The sequence below is a fragment of the Flavobacterium sp. LMO8 genome, from assembly GCF_009495755.1.
Taxonomy (GTDB): domain Bacteria; phylum Bacteroidota; class Bacteroidia; order Flavobacteriales; family Flavobacteriaceae; genus Flavobacterium.
Window position 1 is genome coordinate 235,555 of record NZ_WIBJ01000027.1, and the last position, 17,753, is coordinate 253,307.

Genomic DNA, 17,753 nt, shown 5'->3' on the forward strand with positions numbered 1-17,753 from the left:
ATAAAAACTAATTTTGTTACATAAAACAATATTACCATGTCAGTAGCTAAGAAAGATTACAAAAGAATCACAACAAAAACACTTATTGAAATGAAGGAAAATGGAGAAAAAATCTCCATGCTTACTTCATATGATTTTACAATGGCAAAAATTGTAGATTCAGCTGGTGTTGATGTTATTTTAGTAGGCGATTCGGCAAGTAATGTGATGGCAGGACATGAAACTACACTTCCTATTACACTTGACCAAATGATTTACCACGCATCAAGTGTGGTGAGAGCTTGTGAAAGAGCATTAGTTGTGGTTGATTTGCCTTTCGGGAGTTACCAATCTGACTCCAAAGAAGCTTTACGTTCTTCCATCAGAATTATGAAAGAATCTGGCGGACATGCTGTAAAATTAGAAGGTGGAAGCGAAATTGCAGCTTCTATTAAAAAAATATTAAATGCCGGAATTCCAGTAATGGGACATTTAGGATTAACACCACAATCTATTTATAAATTCGGAACATACACGGTTAGAGCAAAAGAAGATGCAGAAGCAGAAAAGCTGTTAGAAGATGCAAAAATGCTTGAAAAATTGGGTTGCTTTGCTTTAGTTTTAGAAAAAATTCCTGCTGCATTGGCAGAAAAAGTGGCTAAAAGTATTTCAATTCCTGTAATTGGAATTGGTGCTGGTAGTGGCGTTGACGGACAAGTATTGGTAATTCATGATATGTTAGGCATGAATAACGAATTTAGTCCAAGATTCTTACGTCGTTATTTAGATTTATACGATCAAATGACAAATGCGATTGGACAATATGTTAACGATGTGAAATCGAAAGATTTTCCGAATGCTAACGAACAATATTAATTGTGTCTACTAAAGAAATTTCTACAAAAAATAATCTTCAAATTCTTCACGAAGACAATCATATTATTGTAATAAATAAGCGTGTTGGCGATATTGTGCAAGGAGATAAAACAGGAGACAAACCACTTTCAGATGTAGTAAAAGAATACATCAAAGAAAAATATAATAAACCCGGAGATGTTTTTTTAGGAGTGGTACATCGTTTAGACAGACCTACTACTGGAATTGTCATTTTTGCTAAAACATCGAAAGCACTTACTCGTTTGAACGAAACTTTTAAAAATAGAGAAACACAAAAAACATATAGGGCAGTCGTTAAAAATTGTCCACCAAAAGAAAAAGATACTTTAGTTCATTTCTTAAAACGAAATACTAAAAATAATACTTCAAAAGCACATTTAAAAGAAGTTCCTGAAAGCAAAAAAGCCAGTTTAAGTTATCAAATTATTAAAAAATTAGATAATTATTTTGTGTTGGAAATTGATTTGCATACGGGAAGACATCATCAAATTAGAGCGCAATTACAAGCCATTGGTTGCCCAATCAAAGGTGATTTAAAATATGGTTTTGATAGAAGTAATCCAGATGGTGGCATTCATCTTCATGCCAGTAAATTAATTCTAACGCATCCTGTATCAAAAGAAGTTTTAACTTTTGTAGCAAAAACTCCAAAAGATGTTATTTGGAATTCAATTTAAAATTGTACAGAAAAAATCAATTCAATCAATTAAATATTTTTTTTTAATATATTTGATAAAACAAAAAAAAATAGTTTATGAAATGGAAAGGTAGACGTCAAAGTGACAACGTAGAAGACAGAAGAGGAATGTCGGGCGGTGGAAAAGTAATAGCTGGTGGAGGTGCTATTGCAATTGTATTTTTTCTTGTAAAAATGTTTTTCCCGGAAGCAGCTCCATTTGTTGATACCATTCAGCAAAGTCAAGGCGCTCAACAAACAGAACAAGTTGAACAAAGAGAGCTTACCCCTGAAGAAAAAGAAATGGGCGAATTTGTTTCAACCGTTTTTGCAGATACTGAGGATATTTGGACCAAAATATTTGAAGAAAATAATCTTGGAACTTACGAACAACCGAAAATGGTTTTATTCACAGGTTCAGTAGAAACTGCTTGTGGAGGCGCAAGTTCAGCTTCTGGACCCTTTTATTGTCCTGGCGATAAAAAAGTGTATATGGATTTAGCCTTTTTTGAAGAACTTCGCACTCGTTTTGGCGCTAAAGGTGGTGATTTTGCTATAGCTTACGTAGTAGCTCACGAAGTGGGTCATCATGTTCAAACAATTCTGGGAACTTCTGGAAAAGTTAGAAAATTACAACAAACAAAAAGTGAAGCCGAAGCTAATAAATTATCCGTTTGTTTAGAATTACAAGCTGATTTTTACGGTGGATTATGGGCGCATTACAACCAAAAATATTTAGAAGTTGGTGATATTGAAGAAGCCTTAAGTGCTGCTCATGCTGTTGGTGATGATGCTATTCAATCTAAAATGCAAGGTCATGTTGTTCCCGATTCGTTCACTCACGGAACTTCTGAACAACGAATGAAATGGTTTATGAAAGGTTTTAAATCGGGAGATATTAGATTAGGCGATACTTTTGCAGAGGAATTATAACAAATTGTTACACTAAAACGATTTAGAATTTTTAAATACATAATTTAATCATCGTTTTACTTAAATTTTAATAAATCGTTCCTATTGAATTTTATATAAAGTGGAATCAACGTAAATTTGATTTCACTTTTTTATTTTAATTATGTTAGTAGGAATAGATGCCATCCAATTTAGTGTTCCAAATTTATATTTACCCATTCAAACATTAGCAACTCAAAGAAATATTGAACCAGAAAAACTTACAAAAGGTTTAGGTTTACAAAAAATGAGTTTTTTAGATGTTAATCAAGATGTAGTAACATTAGGAACAAATGCAGTTTTAAAGTTAATTGAACAAGAAAAAATTAACCTAAATGAAATTGCAAAAATTTATATTGGTACAGAAAGTGGCATAGATAATTCAAAACCCGTTGCCTCATACATTTTAAGCTTAATTGAAACTAAATTTGGTAAAAGTACTTTACTAAATTGCGATGTTGTAGATTTAACTTTTGCTTGCATAGGCGCTGTAGATGCTTTACAATCTTGTGTCGATTATATTCGATTAAATCCTACCAAAAAAGCAATTGTAGTAGCAACCGATTTTGCAAAATATGACTTAAATTCTACAGGTGAATATACACAAGGTGCCGGAGCAATTGCCATGCTAATTTCTGCCCAACCAAAAATTTTAGCTTTTTCAAAAGAAACGGGTGTTGCAACTTCTGGAGTTTTTGATTTTTTTAAACCAAAACAATCCATCCAAAAAGAAGCGATTACAGGAAACTCTAAAAACGAAAATTGGTTTGATGTTTTAGAAGCTGAAATTACAATTGTTAAAGACCAACCCGTTTTTGATGGCCAATATTCGAACACATGTTATATCAACCGAATTTCAGAAGCCTACGAAAACTTTAAAAAAGAAAGCAATCAACAAACAAAAATCTATTCGAACTGGGAGCAAATTTTTATGCATCTACCCTATTGCTTTCAAGGTAGAAGAACTTTTATTGAAATTTTTGCCAAAGAAAACCAACATTTAATTGAAAATCAAACTGGTTTGGAATTAAAAGATAAAATTAAATCGTTGGCAAAATCGAACGAATATCTTTCACTTGTAGAAAATAAAATTTATCCAAGCGAAATTGCATCTGGCGAAGTTGGCAATATTTACACAGGCTCAATATTCTTAGGATTACTTTCAGGTTTGTATTATTCGGCAAAGGAAAATAAAGAACTAAATCATAAAAAAGTAGGCTTTATTGCTTATGGAAGTGGTTCAAAATCAAAAGTGTTTGAAGCTGAAATTCAACCCAACTGGAAAGAAACAATTTTAAAAACAGCACTTTTTGAAACGTTAAATAGCAGAACTGAAATTGATTTTGAAACGTATGAAAAACTGCATAAAAAAGAAATAAAATCAGCGCTTCTAAACGCAAAAAATGAATTTGTGTTAGATTATATCGAAAATAACAATCCTGTTTTAAAAGGAGCTCGTTATTATAAATTTATCGATTAAATGGTTTATTAGTTTCTTTAATTATATTTGAAGAATTACTTAAATATTTATTTTCTGAAAAAATCAACCAATTCAATAGATGCTCCTGAATCTGATTATTTGTATATTCAAGATTCCCAAATTTCAAATGCTGGAAAAGGTTTATATACAGCAATTGATATTTATCCAAACGAAATTATTTCACTTTTTAAAGGCGAAATTTTAACTGAAAAAGAAGCTCAAAAAAGAGTTTCTGAAAATAATGACCGGTATTTTATAAATAGGTTAGATGGTTCTATTTTAGATTCAATGAACGTTGAATGTTTTGCAAAATATGCAAATGATGCTGAAGCTTTTACTAAATTAGAATTTAAAAATAATTGCAAAATTGCATTAGATGAATATGAAAATATTTGTATCATAGCTACAAAAAAAATCAAATCAGGACAAGAAATTTTCTGTAGCTACGGCAAAAAATATTGGAAAAAACACGGTTAAATTTATCCTAACCAACCTTCTCTATCCAAACTTCTATACTGAATCGCCTCGGCAATATGATGCGATTGAATACGTTCAGAATTTTCTAAATCAGCAATTGTTCTTGCAACTTTTAAAATTCTATCATACGCTCTTGCAGATAAGTTTAATCGTTCCATTGCCGTTTTTAGTAATTGTAACGAAACCTCATCTAAAACACAAAATTCGCGAATAAGTTTGCTACTCATTTGCGCATTGTAATGAATATGCTCAAAGTTTTCAAATCGCTGCGATTGAATTTGTCGTGCTTTAGTTACACGTTCTCTAATAGACACACTACTTTCTGCTTTTCGAGTTTCGGTTAGTTTTTCAAACGGAACTGGTGTAACTTCTATATGAATATCAATTCTATCTAATAAAGGTCCCGAAATTTTACTCAAATAACGTTGCATTTCTTGTGGAGATGAACTCACAGGAGCATTTGGATCGTTAAAATAACCTCCTGGACTCGGATTCATACTTGCCACCAACATAAAAGATGACGGATAAGTAATTGTAAATTTCGCTCTTGAAATCGTCACTTCCCTATCTTCTAATGGTTGACGCATGACTTCTAATACTTCTCGTTTAAATTCAGGCAATTCATCTAAGAATAGAACGCCATTATGCGCTAATGAAATTTCGCCTGGTTGCGGATAACTTCCTCCACCAACTAAAGAAACCGAACTCGCCGTGTGATGCGGACTTCGAAATGGTCGTTGTGCCATCAAACCTACATCTTTAGTTTTTCCAGCTACTGAATGAATTTTTGTGGTTTCCAAGGCTTCTCGAATCGTCATTGGTGGTAAAATACTTGGCAAACGCTTTGCTAACATCGTTTTTCCTGAACCTGGCGGACCAATTAAAATAATATTGTGACCACCTGCTGCCGCAATCTCCATGCAACGTTTAATTCCTTCTTGACCTTTGACATCGGCAAAATCATGTTCAGGAAAATTTAAAGTCTTTGAAAACTCTTCAGTTGTATCAATTCTTGTAGGTTCTAAATTTCCTTTTCCTTCAAAAAAATCGATAACTTCGGTTACATTTGAAATTCCGTAAACATCAATATTTTCAACTATTGCCGCTTCTTTAACGTTTTGAATGGGTATCATAATCCCTTTAAAACCTTCTTCTTTAGCTTTAATAGCGATAGACAACGCTCCTTTAATGGGTTGCAGAGTTCCATCGAGCGATAATTCGCCCATAATGATGTAATTTTCGATTTCTTTAGAGGTAATTTGGGAAGAAGCAGCTAAGATTCCAACCGCAATGGTTAAATCATAGGCAGAACCTTCTTTTCGTAAATCGGCAGGTGCCATATTTACAATGATTTTTTTACCGGGAAAATGATAGGAATTGTTTTTAAGTGCTGCAGCAATACGAAAACTGCTTTCTTTTATGGCCGAATCTGGAAGACCAACTAAATGATAACCGATTCCTTTTTCTGTGTTTACTTCTACTGTGATTGTAGTGGCCTCAACGCCAAAAACGGCGCTTCCGAATACTTTTACTAACATGGCTTATAATTTTTTAAATGGCTTATATAGATGCAAATATATAAAAATATTTAAAAAAATTAATAGCTAACCTAATTTTATAAAATCCATATATCCCTTTAAATTAGGGATTCTACTTTAAAATAAGTAAATTTGTAACTTGTTATTTGATTTCTTTTGTCTAAATCTAGACAATTTAAGGCCTTGCCTTTCTTTTTATCAATCGATATTTTCAGTTTGAACTGAAAGCCTCTTGGAAAATCCAATTTGGTCTATTTATACTAACATTCGTAAAGTTTTACGGATAAATTTATATTGATATGAATTTTACAATTATTAATGCTGCAACCGGAAATTTAGACGAATTTTCAGATGAAAAAATCGTTCATTTTTTATTTATTCATTTAGAAGAATATGGCGATACCAAAGAAGATATTCAAAAGTGTATCGACTATGTTATGCATCCACAAAAAGGAGGTCAAATTATAATTGGAACTGATGAAAATAAAATCGTTGGGATCGTTATATTAAACAACACCGGAATGAAAGATTATATTCCTGAAAACATATTAGTTTATATTGCTGTAGATAACAGCCAAAGAGGAAAAGGATATGGAAAACAGCTGATGCAAAAAGCAATAGCATCTGTTGAAGGAAATATTGCATTACATGTTGAACCAAACAATCCAGCAAAATTGCTTTATGAAAAACTAGGTTTTACAAACAAGTATTTAGAAATGCGTTTAACAAAATAAATATGGCTTTTTTAAAATTATATAAAACCAAATTACAACATAATTATAACTTCTTAAATACACTATTTAAAGAACGAAACATCCAATGGGGAATTGTAACTAAGATTCTGTGCGGAAATACCATTTATTTAAAAGAACTATTAGATCTGGGCGTTACAGAAATGCACGACTCTAGAATTAGTAATTTAAAAAAGATAAAAAAACTAAATCCAGAGATTCAAACCGTATACATAAAACCTCCATCAAAACTAAACATTAAAAAAATAGTTGAATTTGCCGATGTAAGTTTTAATACTGAAATCTATACCATTAAATTATTATCTGAAGAAGCTAAAAGACAAGAAAAAACCCATAAAATAATTATTATGATTGAAATGGGTGATTTGCGTGAAGGCGTATTAGGAGAAGAATTAATATCGTTTTACGAACAAGTTTTTAGTTTGCCAAATATCGAAATAAGAGGCATTGGTACCAATTTAAATTGTTTGAGTGGTGTTATGCCTACTCAGGATAAATTAATTCAATTGAGCTTGTACAAACAATTGATTGAAGCTAAATTTAATGTAAAAATTCCTTGGGTTTCAGGCGGAACTTCAGTTGCTGTTCCTTTACTATTAAAGAATGCCAGACCAATGGCTGTTAATCATTTTAGAATTGGAGAAGCGTTATTTTTTGGAAAAGATTTATTTACAGGTGAAACCATTGAAGGCATGCATCATGATGTTTTTAAACTCTATGCCGAAATCATTGAAATAACTGAAAAACCAAATAACCCAACGGGAGAATTAGGTGAAAATGTTGCTGGAAATACTTTTGAAGTAAATGAAAATGTAGATTTGAGCGAAACTTCGTTGCGTGCTATTTTAGATTTTGGGTTGTTAGACATGCAACCTCAATATCTAATTCCAAATGATCCTAATATTGTAATAATAGATTCAAGTTCAGATATGACTGTTATTGACATAAGCACTTCTAAAAACAAATATAAAGTAGGCGATTTGATTTCGTTTAGCTTACAATATATGGGCGCATTATATCTTTTAAATTCTGATTATATTGAGAAAGTTATAGAGTAAATAAAAAACGTCCTAAATCAATTATTAGATTAGGACGTTTTTTATTAGATTCTTAAATTAGAGCTATTACTTTTTAAAATTAGTAATACCTTCTTGTAACCACGTTTTATATTCTTCAACATTAGGTGTATAACCTACTGGTTTTGAAATATCCTTACCTTCTGTATCTAAAACCACATAATAAGGTTGGGCATTAATGTTATATCGTTCAATTTGATACTCTCTCCATTTTTTACCAATAGTAGTAACTTCACTTCCTGATTTAGAAACGAATTGTTCTTCTTTTGGTAATTCGCGTTGGTCATCACCATACAATGAAATCAATACAATTTCATTTTTTAAAATCTTTAAAATTTCAGCATCAGACCACACATTTTCTTCCATTTTTCTACAATTGGCACATGCATGTCCTGTGAAATCTAATAAAACAGGTTTGTTTACTTTTTTTGCATAAGCTAAACCTTCTTCATAATCATGAAATGCCGTTATGCCTAATGGGCCAATATGCGCATTTTCTGGTAAAGCAGATTCAGATGAAACTCCAGAACTAACTGTATTTTGGTAGCCAACTCCATAAGGACTTTCACTATAAGTCATTGGCGGTGTAAAGCCACTCAATATTTTTAAAGGTGCGCCCCATAATCCAGGAATTAAATAAATGGTAAACGTTGTTACAAATAAAGCAACAAATAATCGTCCCACTGAAATATGTGTCATTGGACTATCATGAGGTAATATAAGTTTTCCAAAAAGATACAATGCCCAAGCTCCAAAAACAGCAATCCAAATTGCTAAAAACACTTCTCTTTCTAATAAATGCGTTTGTAAAACTAAATCGGCATTCGATAAAAACTTAAATGCAAACGCTAATTCTAAAAATCCTAAAGAAACTTTAACAGTGTTTAACCATCCACCCGATTTTGGTAATGAATTCATCCAGCCTGGGAACATAGCAAACAACATAAATGGTAATGCAATTGCAGATGAAAAACCTAACATTCCTACAATTGGTCCTATTCCACCTTGTCTTGCTGATTCTCCTAATAACGAACCTACAATTGGTCCTGTACAAGAAAACGAAACAACTGCTAAAGCTAATGCCATAAAGAAAATTCCGATGATTCCACCTCTATCTGCTTGTCTATCAATTTTATTTAAAAATGAATTTGGTAAAACAATTTCAAATGCGCCTAAAAATGAAGCCGCAAAAACAATTAAAATAACAAAGAAAATAACATTAAACCATACATTAGTTGATAAAGCGTTTAAGGAATCAATTCCAAATAAAGCTGTTATTATCATTCCTAAACCTACGTAAATAACAATTATTGAAATTCCATATATAAAGGCATTTTTTATTCCTGCGGCTTTGGTTTTACTTTGTTTCGTAAAGAAACTTACCGTCATTGGTATCATTGGAAATACACAAGGCGTAAGCAAAGCTGCAAAACCACCTAAAAAGGCTAAAATAAAAATTCCCCACAAGCTTTTTTCTTCTTCTTTTTCTTCCGAATTAGTCTCATTTACAACAACTTCTTTGCTGTCTTCTGAATTTTCAATACTACTATTTTCTTTATTTATAGATGTTGAATCTGTTGTATTTACTTCTGATAAAGGTGTTTCAACTGATTGTGAATCTGCAACAATTGGTTTTATTTCTGGTAATTTAAAAGTAAACGTAGCATCTTGCTGGATACATTGTTCTTTACATACCTGATATTCAACGTATACCTTAACTTCTTTGAGTTGAGCGTTTGTAACTTTTATGATTTGCTTAAACTGAGCCGTATTTGCAAAATAATATTCGTCGACTTCAAAAATATCATTAAATACTTTTTTGTATGCACTTTCCTTAGTTTTTCCAACGAGGGTAAAATTTCCTTTTGCATTTTTATAATCAAAAACAGTTGGAAGTGGTCCGTTTTCTGGAGTAAATTGCGAATACATATGCCACTCGTTTTCGATAGTAGCATCCATTACTAACTCAAATTCGGTTTCCGATTTTTGAACCACTTTGGTTTTCCATTTTACTGGATTTATAATTTGACCTTGAGCAAAAAAGGCGAATAACAATAAAATGTAGGTAAGTTTTCTCATTATTTAACTTCTATTTTAATAATATTTTGTGTTGTTTTTTGTGTTTTAAAGCGATTATCAGCTCGTTTGCCTATAACCCAAACAATTTGGTCTGCAGAACATAAAAGCCATTGATTTTCTTTGTCTAAAAGCGAAAATTTTTCATCTTTAAAATATTTGCTTAATTTCTTTTTTCCTGTCATTCCAAAAGGATAAAAATAATCGCCATCTTGCCATTTTCTAATTGTAAGCGGAAATTTAATTTTATCCTTGTCTACAAATATACAATTTGCATTTACATTTTTACCCCCTGAAAACCTTGTAAAGGAAAGTTTTAAGGGAATATTAACTTTACTTTCAATCGAATCAATAAAATAAACTTCATTATTACTTGCAGCTTTTCTTTCAGAAAGAATCAATTTATTACGATCTTTTAATAAAACATGCGTATTAGAAAACACTTGCTTTCCGGATTGTGCTGTAACTAAATCATAAATATCATTCCACGCTGTAAAATCATATTGTTTTAAAAAGGAATGCAAATAGGTTTTATAATTTGGAATTTGGAGTAATTTATTCAAATCAAAATTAATGGTATCTTCAATTTCAGTTGCCACTTCTTTGTACACAATATACGAAGCATCATCAGCCATTCCTTTTGTATCATTCAAATGACTAATAGTTTTTTGAAATGAAGACAAAAATTCGGGATTTATTTCTTTTAAAATAGGAACAACATCGTGTCGTAATTTGTTTCGCAAATATTTAGTAGTTGCATTGCTAGCATCTTCTCGCCATTGAATATTATTTACTTTTGCATACTGTTCAATTTCTTCTCTTGAAAATGGTAATAATGGTCTTATTATTTGGTCGTTAATTTCTGGAATTCCTGTTAAGCCATCAATTCCTGTTCCTCTTGACAAATTAATTAAAAACGTTTCCAAGCTATCATCTAAATGATGCGCTGTTGCTACAAACTGTACATCATTTTCTACCATTTGCTCATAAAACCAGTTGTATCTTAATTTTCTAGCGGTAACTTGTATGGATTCTTTAAGCTCTTTTGCAATCATTTCCGTTTCAAAAAAACCAATACGCAACTGAATGTTATTTTCTTCACAATAATCATGAATAAAACGCATATCAGCATCGCTTTCTTCGCCACGTAATTTAAAATTACAATGTAAAACACCAAACGAAAACTGAAAATGTTGAAACAAATGCAATAAAACCATGCTATCTATTCCGCCACTTACTGCAATATAAAATTTGTCTCTTTGCAAAAAAGAAAAATGGGATTGAATATGTTTTGTGAATTTTATTAGCATGACCAAAAATAAGGAATTAATTTTTCTCTAATACCCAATTGAGTAAATTCTCTTTATCTACAATAGCCCAAGAATGTGGATGTCTTGTGCCATCAGCTCTATAGCCTTTGTTTTTAGTGTTAATTAATTCGATTTTTTGGAAACCTTTAATTTTTAAATCATTATAAAGTTGTTCAATAAAATAAGAATTAATCTCATCTTTTTGGTTTTTCCGATTTTTTAACCACCAATCAAAATCAGGTTCAGTGTATAGTCTGATTTTTAAATTTTTAAGATTTTCTACATTAGAAATAGTATTGGTTTCTAGAGTGTAAGGCGATAGTTTTTTATATAATGAAATGGAATCTTTTGGATTACCAAACTCTGAATTAAATGTATCAATTATCCAATTTGCTTCCTGAACAGATTCACTAGAAAAACTTGAAATAATATTCTTTTCTGCAACTTTATACAAACCTAATAAATCAACAGGTGAATCAACAATAAAAACTCCTTTTGGTTGAATTGAATTTTCTTCTTTAATCAAATAATTACTTAGTAACAAAGTAACATTTCCACCGCCTGAAAATCCACCAATATAAACATTATCGGTACTTAATTTATTGTTTTTAAAAATTGAATTAAAGCGAATGGACAAATTTTGTAATTCAATATCTTTTAAATAAAGTTTAAAATTATAATTCATTAAAATAACAGAAACTCCTTTCTTATTAGCTTCTTCTATGATAGGAAATTCATTTTTTGTATTTTCAATATTACAAGGAAAACAAGGAAACAATACCAAAGTAGCTTTTGAATTGGCAACTTTATAAATCTCGAATTCTTTATCAATTATATGATTTACTTCTGAAATAGAAGATTTACATGAAAAAAGAATAGTAACAACAATTAAAACAACGAATATTTTTTTCATACTATTTTATTTTAAAACCTCAAACATTGCTTTTGCCTTTAGCAAACACTCTTCATACTCCATTTCTGGAATAGCTTGAGAAGTAATAGCACTTCCAACAGAAAAAGATACATATTGTTTTTCCGAATTATACAAAATACTTCGAATCACCACATTAAAATCGAAATCGCCAGTTGGAGTGAAATAACCTAATGCTCCACTGTATAATCCTCGTTTGGTTTCTTCCAATTCTTCAATGATTTGCATAGCTGAAATTTTGGGTGCACCAGTCATGCTTCCCATTGGAAAAGTAGTTCTCAGAATTTCAATTGGTGAAGTTGTATTTTCTACTTCGGAAACGATTGTTGAAATCATTTGGTGGACTTGCTTAAACGTATAAATTTGGCACAATTCTTCTACTTGAACACTTCCTTTTGTAGCGGTATGCGATAAATCGTTTCGAACTAAATCGACAATCATGATGTTTTCAGAACGCTCTTTTTCGTTTTGAGCTAAATCAGATTTTAATTGTTCGTCTTGTTCTGAATCGAAACTTCTTCTTGCCGTTCCTTTTATAGGTTGGGAAATGACTTTATTTCCTTCTTTTCGCAAATAACGTTCAGGTGAAGCGGAAAGTAAATACTGAAAATTATTTTTGAAATACACTGCAAATGGTGGTTCCGAAATTGCATTTAGTTTTTGATAGATTTCTAAAGGTTCAATTTGAGCATTTTCAGCATAAAATTCCATGCAAAAATTCGCTTCGTAAATGTCGCCACGGTGAATGTGTTCGAGCATTTTGGAAACTTTGGAAAGGTAATTTTCTTTTGAGATTCTCTGATTTATTGTAATTTCTCGCAAAGTCGCAGAGTCGCAAAGTTTTGACAAAACTATATCGTTGAAATCAGTTTCTATTTCGTCATCGCACATTCGTAAATATTGGATTTCAACTTGATTTTCTTTGATTAAAAACAACTTTTTAGGTTGAAAGAAAAACAAATCGGGAAAATCTAATCCATCAAAATTGTTGGAATGTAAATCTTCGGTATCGTTTTTTAAATCGTAAGATAAATAACCAAACAACCAATCTTTCGTTTGACTTTGGTATTGATACAAATCTTGAAACGCATTTTCGTAATCGGTTTTAATCGAAGTAAAAGCATCAACAGCCAAAACCGCATCGTAACTCGAATACTTTTGATGATACTGATTCGAATCTAAAAAAACAACTTCTCTATGTTGGTTGGCCCAATGTAAAAGCTGATTTTTAAAGTCCGTAAAATGTGAAATATCTTTTGTAATTACTGTTCTCAAATTGGAAAATTTACTTTGTAAAAGTACAACAAAAAAATAGTTGTTGGAAAATGGTTCAAATGTTAAAATTTGGCACGGTTTTTATTCTTGCATCTACAACTAACCCATTAAAAATTCATTTGTATCGATTCTAAAACTACACGTATTAAAAACAATTAATCAATAACTTTAAAATGAATTTTTATGAACAAAAACACCAAAATCGTATTGACTTTGCTAGCTCTTGGCATAGTCTTATCTTGTAAAGAATCGGCTTCAAAAGAAAATGCTGCTTACATGGAAGAAGCTGCAACCGATAGCACTATCGTTGTTTCCTCTTCGGCGGCCGTTGAAAACAAAAGCAGTAATCGAAAATTTGTTCGAACAGCCGATGTGAAATTTAAAGTCAAGAATGTCGCCAAATCGACTTATGCGATTGAAGATGCGACAACGAAATTTGGTGGATTTGTAACGTATACCAATCTTCAAAGCAACATTCACAGCGAAGACCGAACCAAAGTGAGTCAGGATAGCACGTTAGTAACAACCAAATATAAAGTAGACAATAACATCACGATTCGTGTTCCGAATACCAAAATGGATATGGTTATTAAAACCATTGCGAAGCAAATTCATTTTTTGGATTATCGCATTATCAAAGCTGATGATGTTTCGTTACAAATGTTATCGAATGAATTAGCTCAAAAAAGAAGTAATTCTTCTGAAAAACGTTTAGAAAATGCAATTGATTCCAGAGGAAAGAAACTAAATCAAGTTGTAAAAGCAGAAGAAACTTTAGATGCTAAAAAAGAGCAAAATGAAACTTCAAAATTGCAGAATTTATCGTTACAAGACCAAGTAAACTTTAGTACTATAACACTAAACATTTACCAAGACGAAAGCATTAAACAAGAAATGGTGGCTAATGAAAAAAGCATCAACGCGTACCGACCAAATATTGGGTTACAAATTTGGGACAGTATAAAAACAGGTTGGTTTATGTTGGAACATATTATTTCGTTTGTTGTAGTGCTTTGGCCATTTGTTTTGATAGGTATTTTCGGATTCATAGGATATAAAAAGTTTTTGAAAAAGTAAGAAATAAACCATCAGGAAACTGATGGTTTTTTGTTTAGAATATTGTATGAGATTTTTTTATTATTTTTGAAAAGATAAAATTGACATTTGTCATATATATACACTCAAATAGGATAGATAAGTCTGATTTTGTCAAGCATATATAATAGTTGCCACCAATTATGAATAAAAAATTTTTTACAACATTTTTCCTTTTAATATTTGTTAATTATGGTTTTTCCCAAAATGAAAAAATTAAATCATTAGTTGAAAAAACGAATGATTTGAATCTTGATATTAATGGCTTAACAGATTATGCAAAAATGCATATTAATGATAAAAATGAACTTGCGAAATTCTTTTATTATTGGATTGGTTCTAACATAGAATATGACAATGAATTATTTGAAAAAATTTTAGCTAAAACTATTACCATTCAAGAATTTTTAGAAAAACAAAACGAATACGATGTTTACAAAAACAGAAAAGGGGTTTGCGCTGGTTATGCTAATCTCTTTAAATGGTTTATGAATGAAATTGACATTGAAGCTGTTGTTATATCTGGACACATTCGGGATGAAATAAACCACTATATTGAATTAGAAACAGATGATGACTTTAGACACGCTTGGAACGCTATCAAACTAAATGATAAATGGATTTTAGTTGACACAACTTGGGGAACTTCGGAGGAAAAAGAAACTTCTGAATTCTATTTCAATATAAAACCTGAGCTATTGATAATTACTCATTATCCAGAAGACATAAAATGGCAACTACTTAAAGAACCTCTTACACTTGAGGAATTTAATAATTCTCCATTTGTAAAGCCAATATGGTTTATGATTGGATTTACGGAAGTTCCTAAATTAATGTTTGACGAGGATTTTTATTATTTCACATTTCAAGACCTACCAAATAACAAATGGTCTGTAGGATTAAAATTGAGTATTGACAATTTGAATTTTGAACCAATAAATAACATTGAAGTAATAGAACAAGATGGAAGGACTTATTTCAGATTTGGTAAAGATCAAGTTCCTAAAACAGCTTATTTCAAAGTTAAAGTAGTGAAATTCGAAAATGATGGAGACAGTATATATACAACTGAACACGAAGATGTCATTAACTTTAGAATTTATAAATAACTCGTAGCAACGTTGGTTAGCTGTTATTATGGCTACTCGCCAATTTTAAAGTATAAACAAAAAATCCCAAACTCAATTGAATTTGGGATTTTCATTTATTGTGAATTATCAATTACACGTGTAATGCTCTATTATCTGTAGCTGCTAATGCTGCTTCTTTGATAGCTTCTGCAAAAGTTGGGTGTGCATGTGACATTCTTGAAATATCTTCTGCACTTGCTCTGAATTCCATTGCTGTAACAGCTTCTGCAATTAAATCAGCACATCTTGCTCCAATCATGTGGACTCCTAAAACTTCATCCGTTTTTGCATCGGCTAAGATTTTTACAAAACCGTCTGTATCTCCTCCTGCTCTAGCTCTTCCTAAGGCTTTGAATGGGAAACTTCCTGCTTTGTAAGCTACACCTTCCGCTTTCAATTGCTCTTCTGTTTTTCCAACAGCGGCAACTTCTGGCCAAGTGTAAACAACACCAGGAATTAAATTATAATCGATATGCGGTTTTTGACCAGCTAAAATTTCAGCTACCATAACTCCTTCTTCTTCCGCTTTGTGTGCTAACATCGCTCCACGAACTACGTCACCAATTGCATAAATATTTGAAGCCGAAGTTTGTAAATGATCGTTTACTTCGATTTGACCTCTTTCTGTAACTTTTACGCCTGCTTTTTCAGCGTTTAAACCATCTGTATAAGGACGACGACCAACAGAAACTAATGAATAATCACCTTCTAATGTGATGATTTCTCCTTTAGCGTTTTCTGCTTTTACCGTTACAACATCTCCAGCTCTTTCAACTGATTGCACTTTATGAGACGTGTAGAATTTCATTCCTTGTTTTTTCAACACTTTAGTCAATTCTTTTGACAAAGCAGCGTCCATTCCTGGAATAATTCTGTCCATAAATTCTACTACAGAAACTTGTGCTCCTAAACGTAAATACACTTGACCTAATTCGATTCCGATTACACCACCACCAATAATTACTAAGTGTTTTGGAACTTCTTTCAGTTTCAATGCTTCAGTAGAAGTGATGATTCTTTCTTTATCTAATTTGATAAATGGTAAGCTAGATGGTTTAGAACCTGTAGCAATAATAATATTTTTTGATTCAATGATTTCCGAAGAACCATCTTCTTTAGTCACTTTTACAGAAGTAGCGCTTTCAAACGAACCTACTCCATTGAAAACAGTGATGTTGTTTTTATCCATTAAGAATTTTACACCACCTGAAGTTTGATCTACCACTGCTTGTTTACGAGCAATCATTTTTTCTAAATTCACTTTAACATCGCCCAAAACTTCAATTCCGTGGTCTGCAAAGTGTTGCAACTCTTCATAATGATGCGAGGAAGCTAATAATGCTTTAGAAGGAATACATCCTACGTTTAAACACGTTCCTCCTAGAGTAGAATATTTTTCAATAATAGCAGTTTTAAAACCTAATTGGGCACAACGGATTGCTGAAACATATCCTCCAGGTCCAGAACCGATAATGGTTACATCAAATTGACTCATGATTTTATATAAAGTTTGTTGTTTGACTTAAATTCGGATACAAAAGTAACGCTTTTTGAATTAATTCTTTGTTAGATTTTTGGTAAATTATTATAGCTTTTTATAAAGTAAAAGCTGTGGTGTTTTTAACTTCACCAATCATAAAGGAACTATGCGTACTTCCAATATGCTGTAAAGCCGTTAATTTAGTAACCATAAATTCTCGATACTCCTCCATATCTTTTACACATACTTTTAAAATATAGTCGTAATCTCCACTCACGTGAAAACATTCTAAAACTTCATTTAATTTTACTACTTCATTTTCAAACGTAGTTACGAAATCTTTAGTGTGCTGTATTAATTTAATATGACAAAAAACGACAAAGGCTTTTTCTACCTTAATTCTGTCTAAAATTGCCACATATTTACTAATAACACCTTCTCTTTCTAGTTTTTTAATTCGTTCATAAACTGCAGTTACAGAAAGATTTAAAACCATAGAAAGTTCCTTCGTTGTCTTCTTGGTGTCGTTTTGGAGTAATCCTAATAATTTTTTATCAATAGCATCCATTGTTAGTTGTGTTGTTTGGTTGTTGTTTGTTGTCGGCAAATGTAAGTAAAATGAAAAAAAAA

General features: G+C 31.4%; 16 protein-coding genes. 9 read left to right on the forward strand and 7 right to left on the reverse strand.

What is annotated here, in order from left to right; translation table 11 throughout:
* Nucleotides 1-36 precede the first annotated feature (36 nt).
* The 5 genes from panB (at nucleotide 37) to GFJ94_RS04655 (ending at nucleotide 4,460) form a co-directional block, all read left to right on the forward strand.
* Nucleotides 37-855, forward strand: coding sequence for a 3-methyl-2-oxobutanoate hydroxymethyltransferase (panB, locus tag GFJ94_RS04635; RefSeq protein ID WP_153200415.1), 819 nt, complete (start codon nucleotides 37-39; stop codon nucleotides 853-855).
* A gap of 2 nt (nucleotides 856-857) precedes the next feature.
* Nucleotides 858-1,553 carry a pseudouridine synthase gene (locus tag GFJ94_RS04640; RefSeq protein ID WP_162523788.1) on the forward strand — a complete coding sequence of 232 codons (696 nt, stop codon included), beginning with the start codon at nucleotides 858-860 and terminating at the stop codon, nucleotides 1,551-1,553.
* A gap of 77 nt (nucleotides 1,554-1,630) precedes the next feature.
* Nucleotides 1,631-2,485, forward strand: a complete 855-nt coding sequence (locus GFJ94_RS04645; RefSeq protein WP_153200416.1) for a neutral zinc metallopeptidase — start codon at nucleotides 1,631-1,633, stop codon at nucleotides 2,483-2,485.
* A 142-nt stretch (nucleotides 2,486-2,627) separates the two neighbouring features.
* The gene (locus GFJ94_RS04650; protein WP_153200417.1) at nucleotides 2,628-3,983 is read left to right on the forward strand and encodes a hydroxymethylglutaryl-CoA synthase family protein; all 1,356 of its coding nucleotides are present in this window, start codon (nucleotides 2,628-2,630) and stop codon (nucleotides 3,981-3,983) included.
* Between the two features lie 27 nt (nucleotides 3,984-4,010).
* Entirely contained in the window at nucleotides 4,011-4,460 is a 450-nt protein-coding gene (locus tag GFJ94_RS04655) for an SET domain-containing protein-lysine N-methyltransferase (RefSeq protein WP_238989439.1), read from the forward strand.
* Between the two features lie 2 nt (nucleotides 4,461-4,462).
* On the opposite strand, the gene GFJ94_RS04660 is transcribed toward GFJ94_RS04655, so the two are convergent.
* A complete protein-coding gene (locus GFJ94_RS04660; protein WP_153200418.1) occupies nucleotides 4,463-5,998 on the reverse strand; it encodes a YifB family Mg chelatase-like AAA ATPase in 1,536 nt (511 codons plus the stop codon).
* Between the two features lie 299 nt (nucleotides 5,999-6,297).
* Here GFJ94_RS04660 and GFJ94_RS04665 point away from each other — a divergent pair, with 299 nt between their 5' ends.
* Complete coding sequence (locus GFJ94_RS04665; protein WP_153200419.1) at nucleotides 6,298-6,732, forward strand: GNAT family N-acetyltransferase; 435 nt, start codon at nucleotides 6,298-6,300, stop codon at nucleotides 6,730-6,732.
* 2 nt (nucleotides 6,733-6,734) lie between these two features.
* Nucleotides 6,735-7,808, forward strand: a complete 1,074-nt coding sequence (locus tag GFJ94_RS04670; RefSeq protein WP_153200420.1) for an alanine/ornithine racemase family PLP-dependent enzyme — start codon at nucleotides 6,735-6,737, stop codon at nucleotides 7,806-7,808.
* Nucleotides 7,809-7,874: 66 nt separating this feature from the next.
* On the opposite strand, the gene GFJ94_RS04675 is transcribed toward GFJ94_RS04670, so the two are convergent.
* From GFJ94_RS04675 to GFJ94_RS04690, 4 genes are all read right to left on the reverse strand, one after another.
* The gene (locus GFJ94_RS04675) at nucleotides 7,875-9,905 is read right to left on the reverse strand and encodes a protein-disulfide reductase DsbD (RefSeq protein WP_153200421.1); all 2,031 of its coding nucleotides are present in this window, start codon (nucleotides 9,903-9,905) and stop codon (nucleotides 7,875-7,877) included.
* A complete protein-coding gene (gene tilS / locus GFJ94_RS04680; RefSeq protein ID WP_370513793.1) occupies nucleotides 9,905-11,167 on the reverse strand; it encodes a tRNA lysidine(34) synthetase TilS in 1,263 nt (420 codons plus the stop codon). The genes GFJ94_RS04675 and tilS overlap by 1 nt, the downstream gene beginning before the upstream one ends.
* A gap of 61 nt (nucleotides 11,168-11,228) precedes the next feature.
* A complete protein-coding gene (locus tag GFJ94_RS04685) occupies nucleotides 11,229-12,125 on the reverse strand; it encodes a hypothetical protein (RefSeq protein ID WP_153200423.1) in 897 nt (298 codons plus the stop codon).
* A gap of 6 nt (nucleotides 12,126-12,131) precedes the next feature.
* A complete protein-coding gene (locus GFJ94_RS04690; RefSeq protein WP_153200424.1) occupies nucleotides 12,132-13,418 on the reverse strand; it encodes an anthranilate synthase component I family protein in 1,287 nt (428 codons plus the stop codon).
* Nucleotides 13,419-13,601: 183 nt separating this feature from the next.
* On the opposite strand from GFJ94_RS04690, the gene GFJ94_RS04695 reads away from it, so the two are divergent.
* Both GFJ94_RS04695 and GFJ94_RS04700 read left to right on the forward strand, forming a co-directional pair.
* Entirely contained in the window at nucleotides 13,602-14,495 is an 894-nt protein-coding gene (locus GFJ94_RS04695; RefSeq protein ID WP_153200425.1) for a DUF4349 domain-containing protein, read from the forward strand.
* A gap of 161 nt (nucleotides 14,496-14,656) precedes the next feature.
* Nucleotides 14,657-15,622: a transglutaminase domain-containing protein gene (locus tag GFJ94_RS04700; RefSeq protein WP_153200426.1), complete on the forward strand. Its 966-nt coding sequence runs from the start codon at nucleotides 14,657-14,659 to the stop codon at nucleotides 15,620-15,622.
* A 112-nt stretch (nucleotides 15,623-15,734) separates the two neighbouring features.
* On the opposite strand, the gene lpdA is transcribed toward GFJ94_RS04700, so the two are convergent.
* Together lpdA and GFJ94_RS04710 are read right to left on the reverse strand one after the other, a co-directional pair.
* Nucleotides 15,735-17,138 (reverse strand): dihydrolipoyl dehydrogenase, encoded by a 1,404-nt coding sequence (lpdA, locus tag GFJ94_RS04705; protein ID WP_153200427.1) that lies wholly within the window; start codon nucleotides 17,136-17,138, stop codon nucleotides 15,735-15,737.
* 100 nt (nucleotides 17,139-17,238) lie between these two features.
* On the reverse strand, nucleotides 17,239-17,691 hold the full coding sequence (locus GFJ94_RS04710) for an Lrp/AsnC family transcriptional regulator (RefSeq protein ID WP_008257670.1): 453 nt from the start codon (nucleotides 17,689-17,691) through the stop codon (nucleotides 17,239-17,241).
* Nucleotides 17,692-17,753 lie beyond the last annotated feature (62 nt).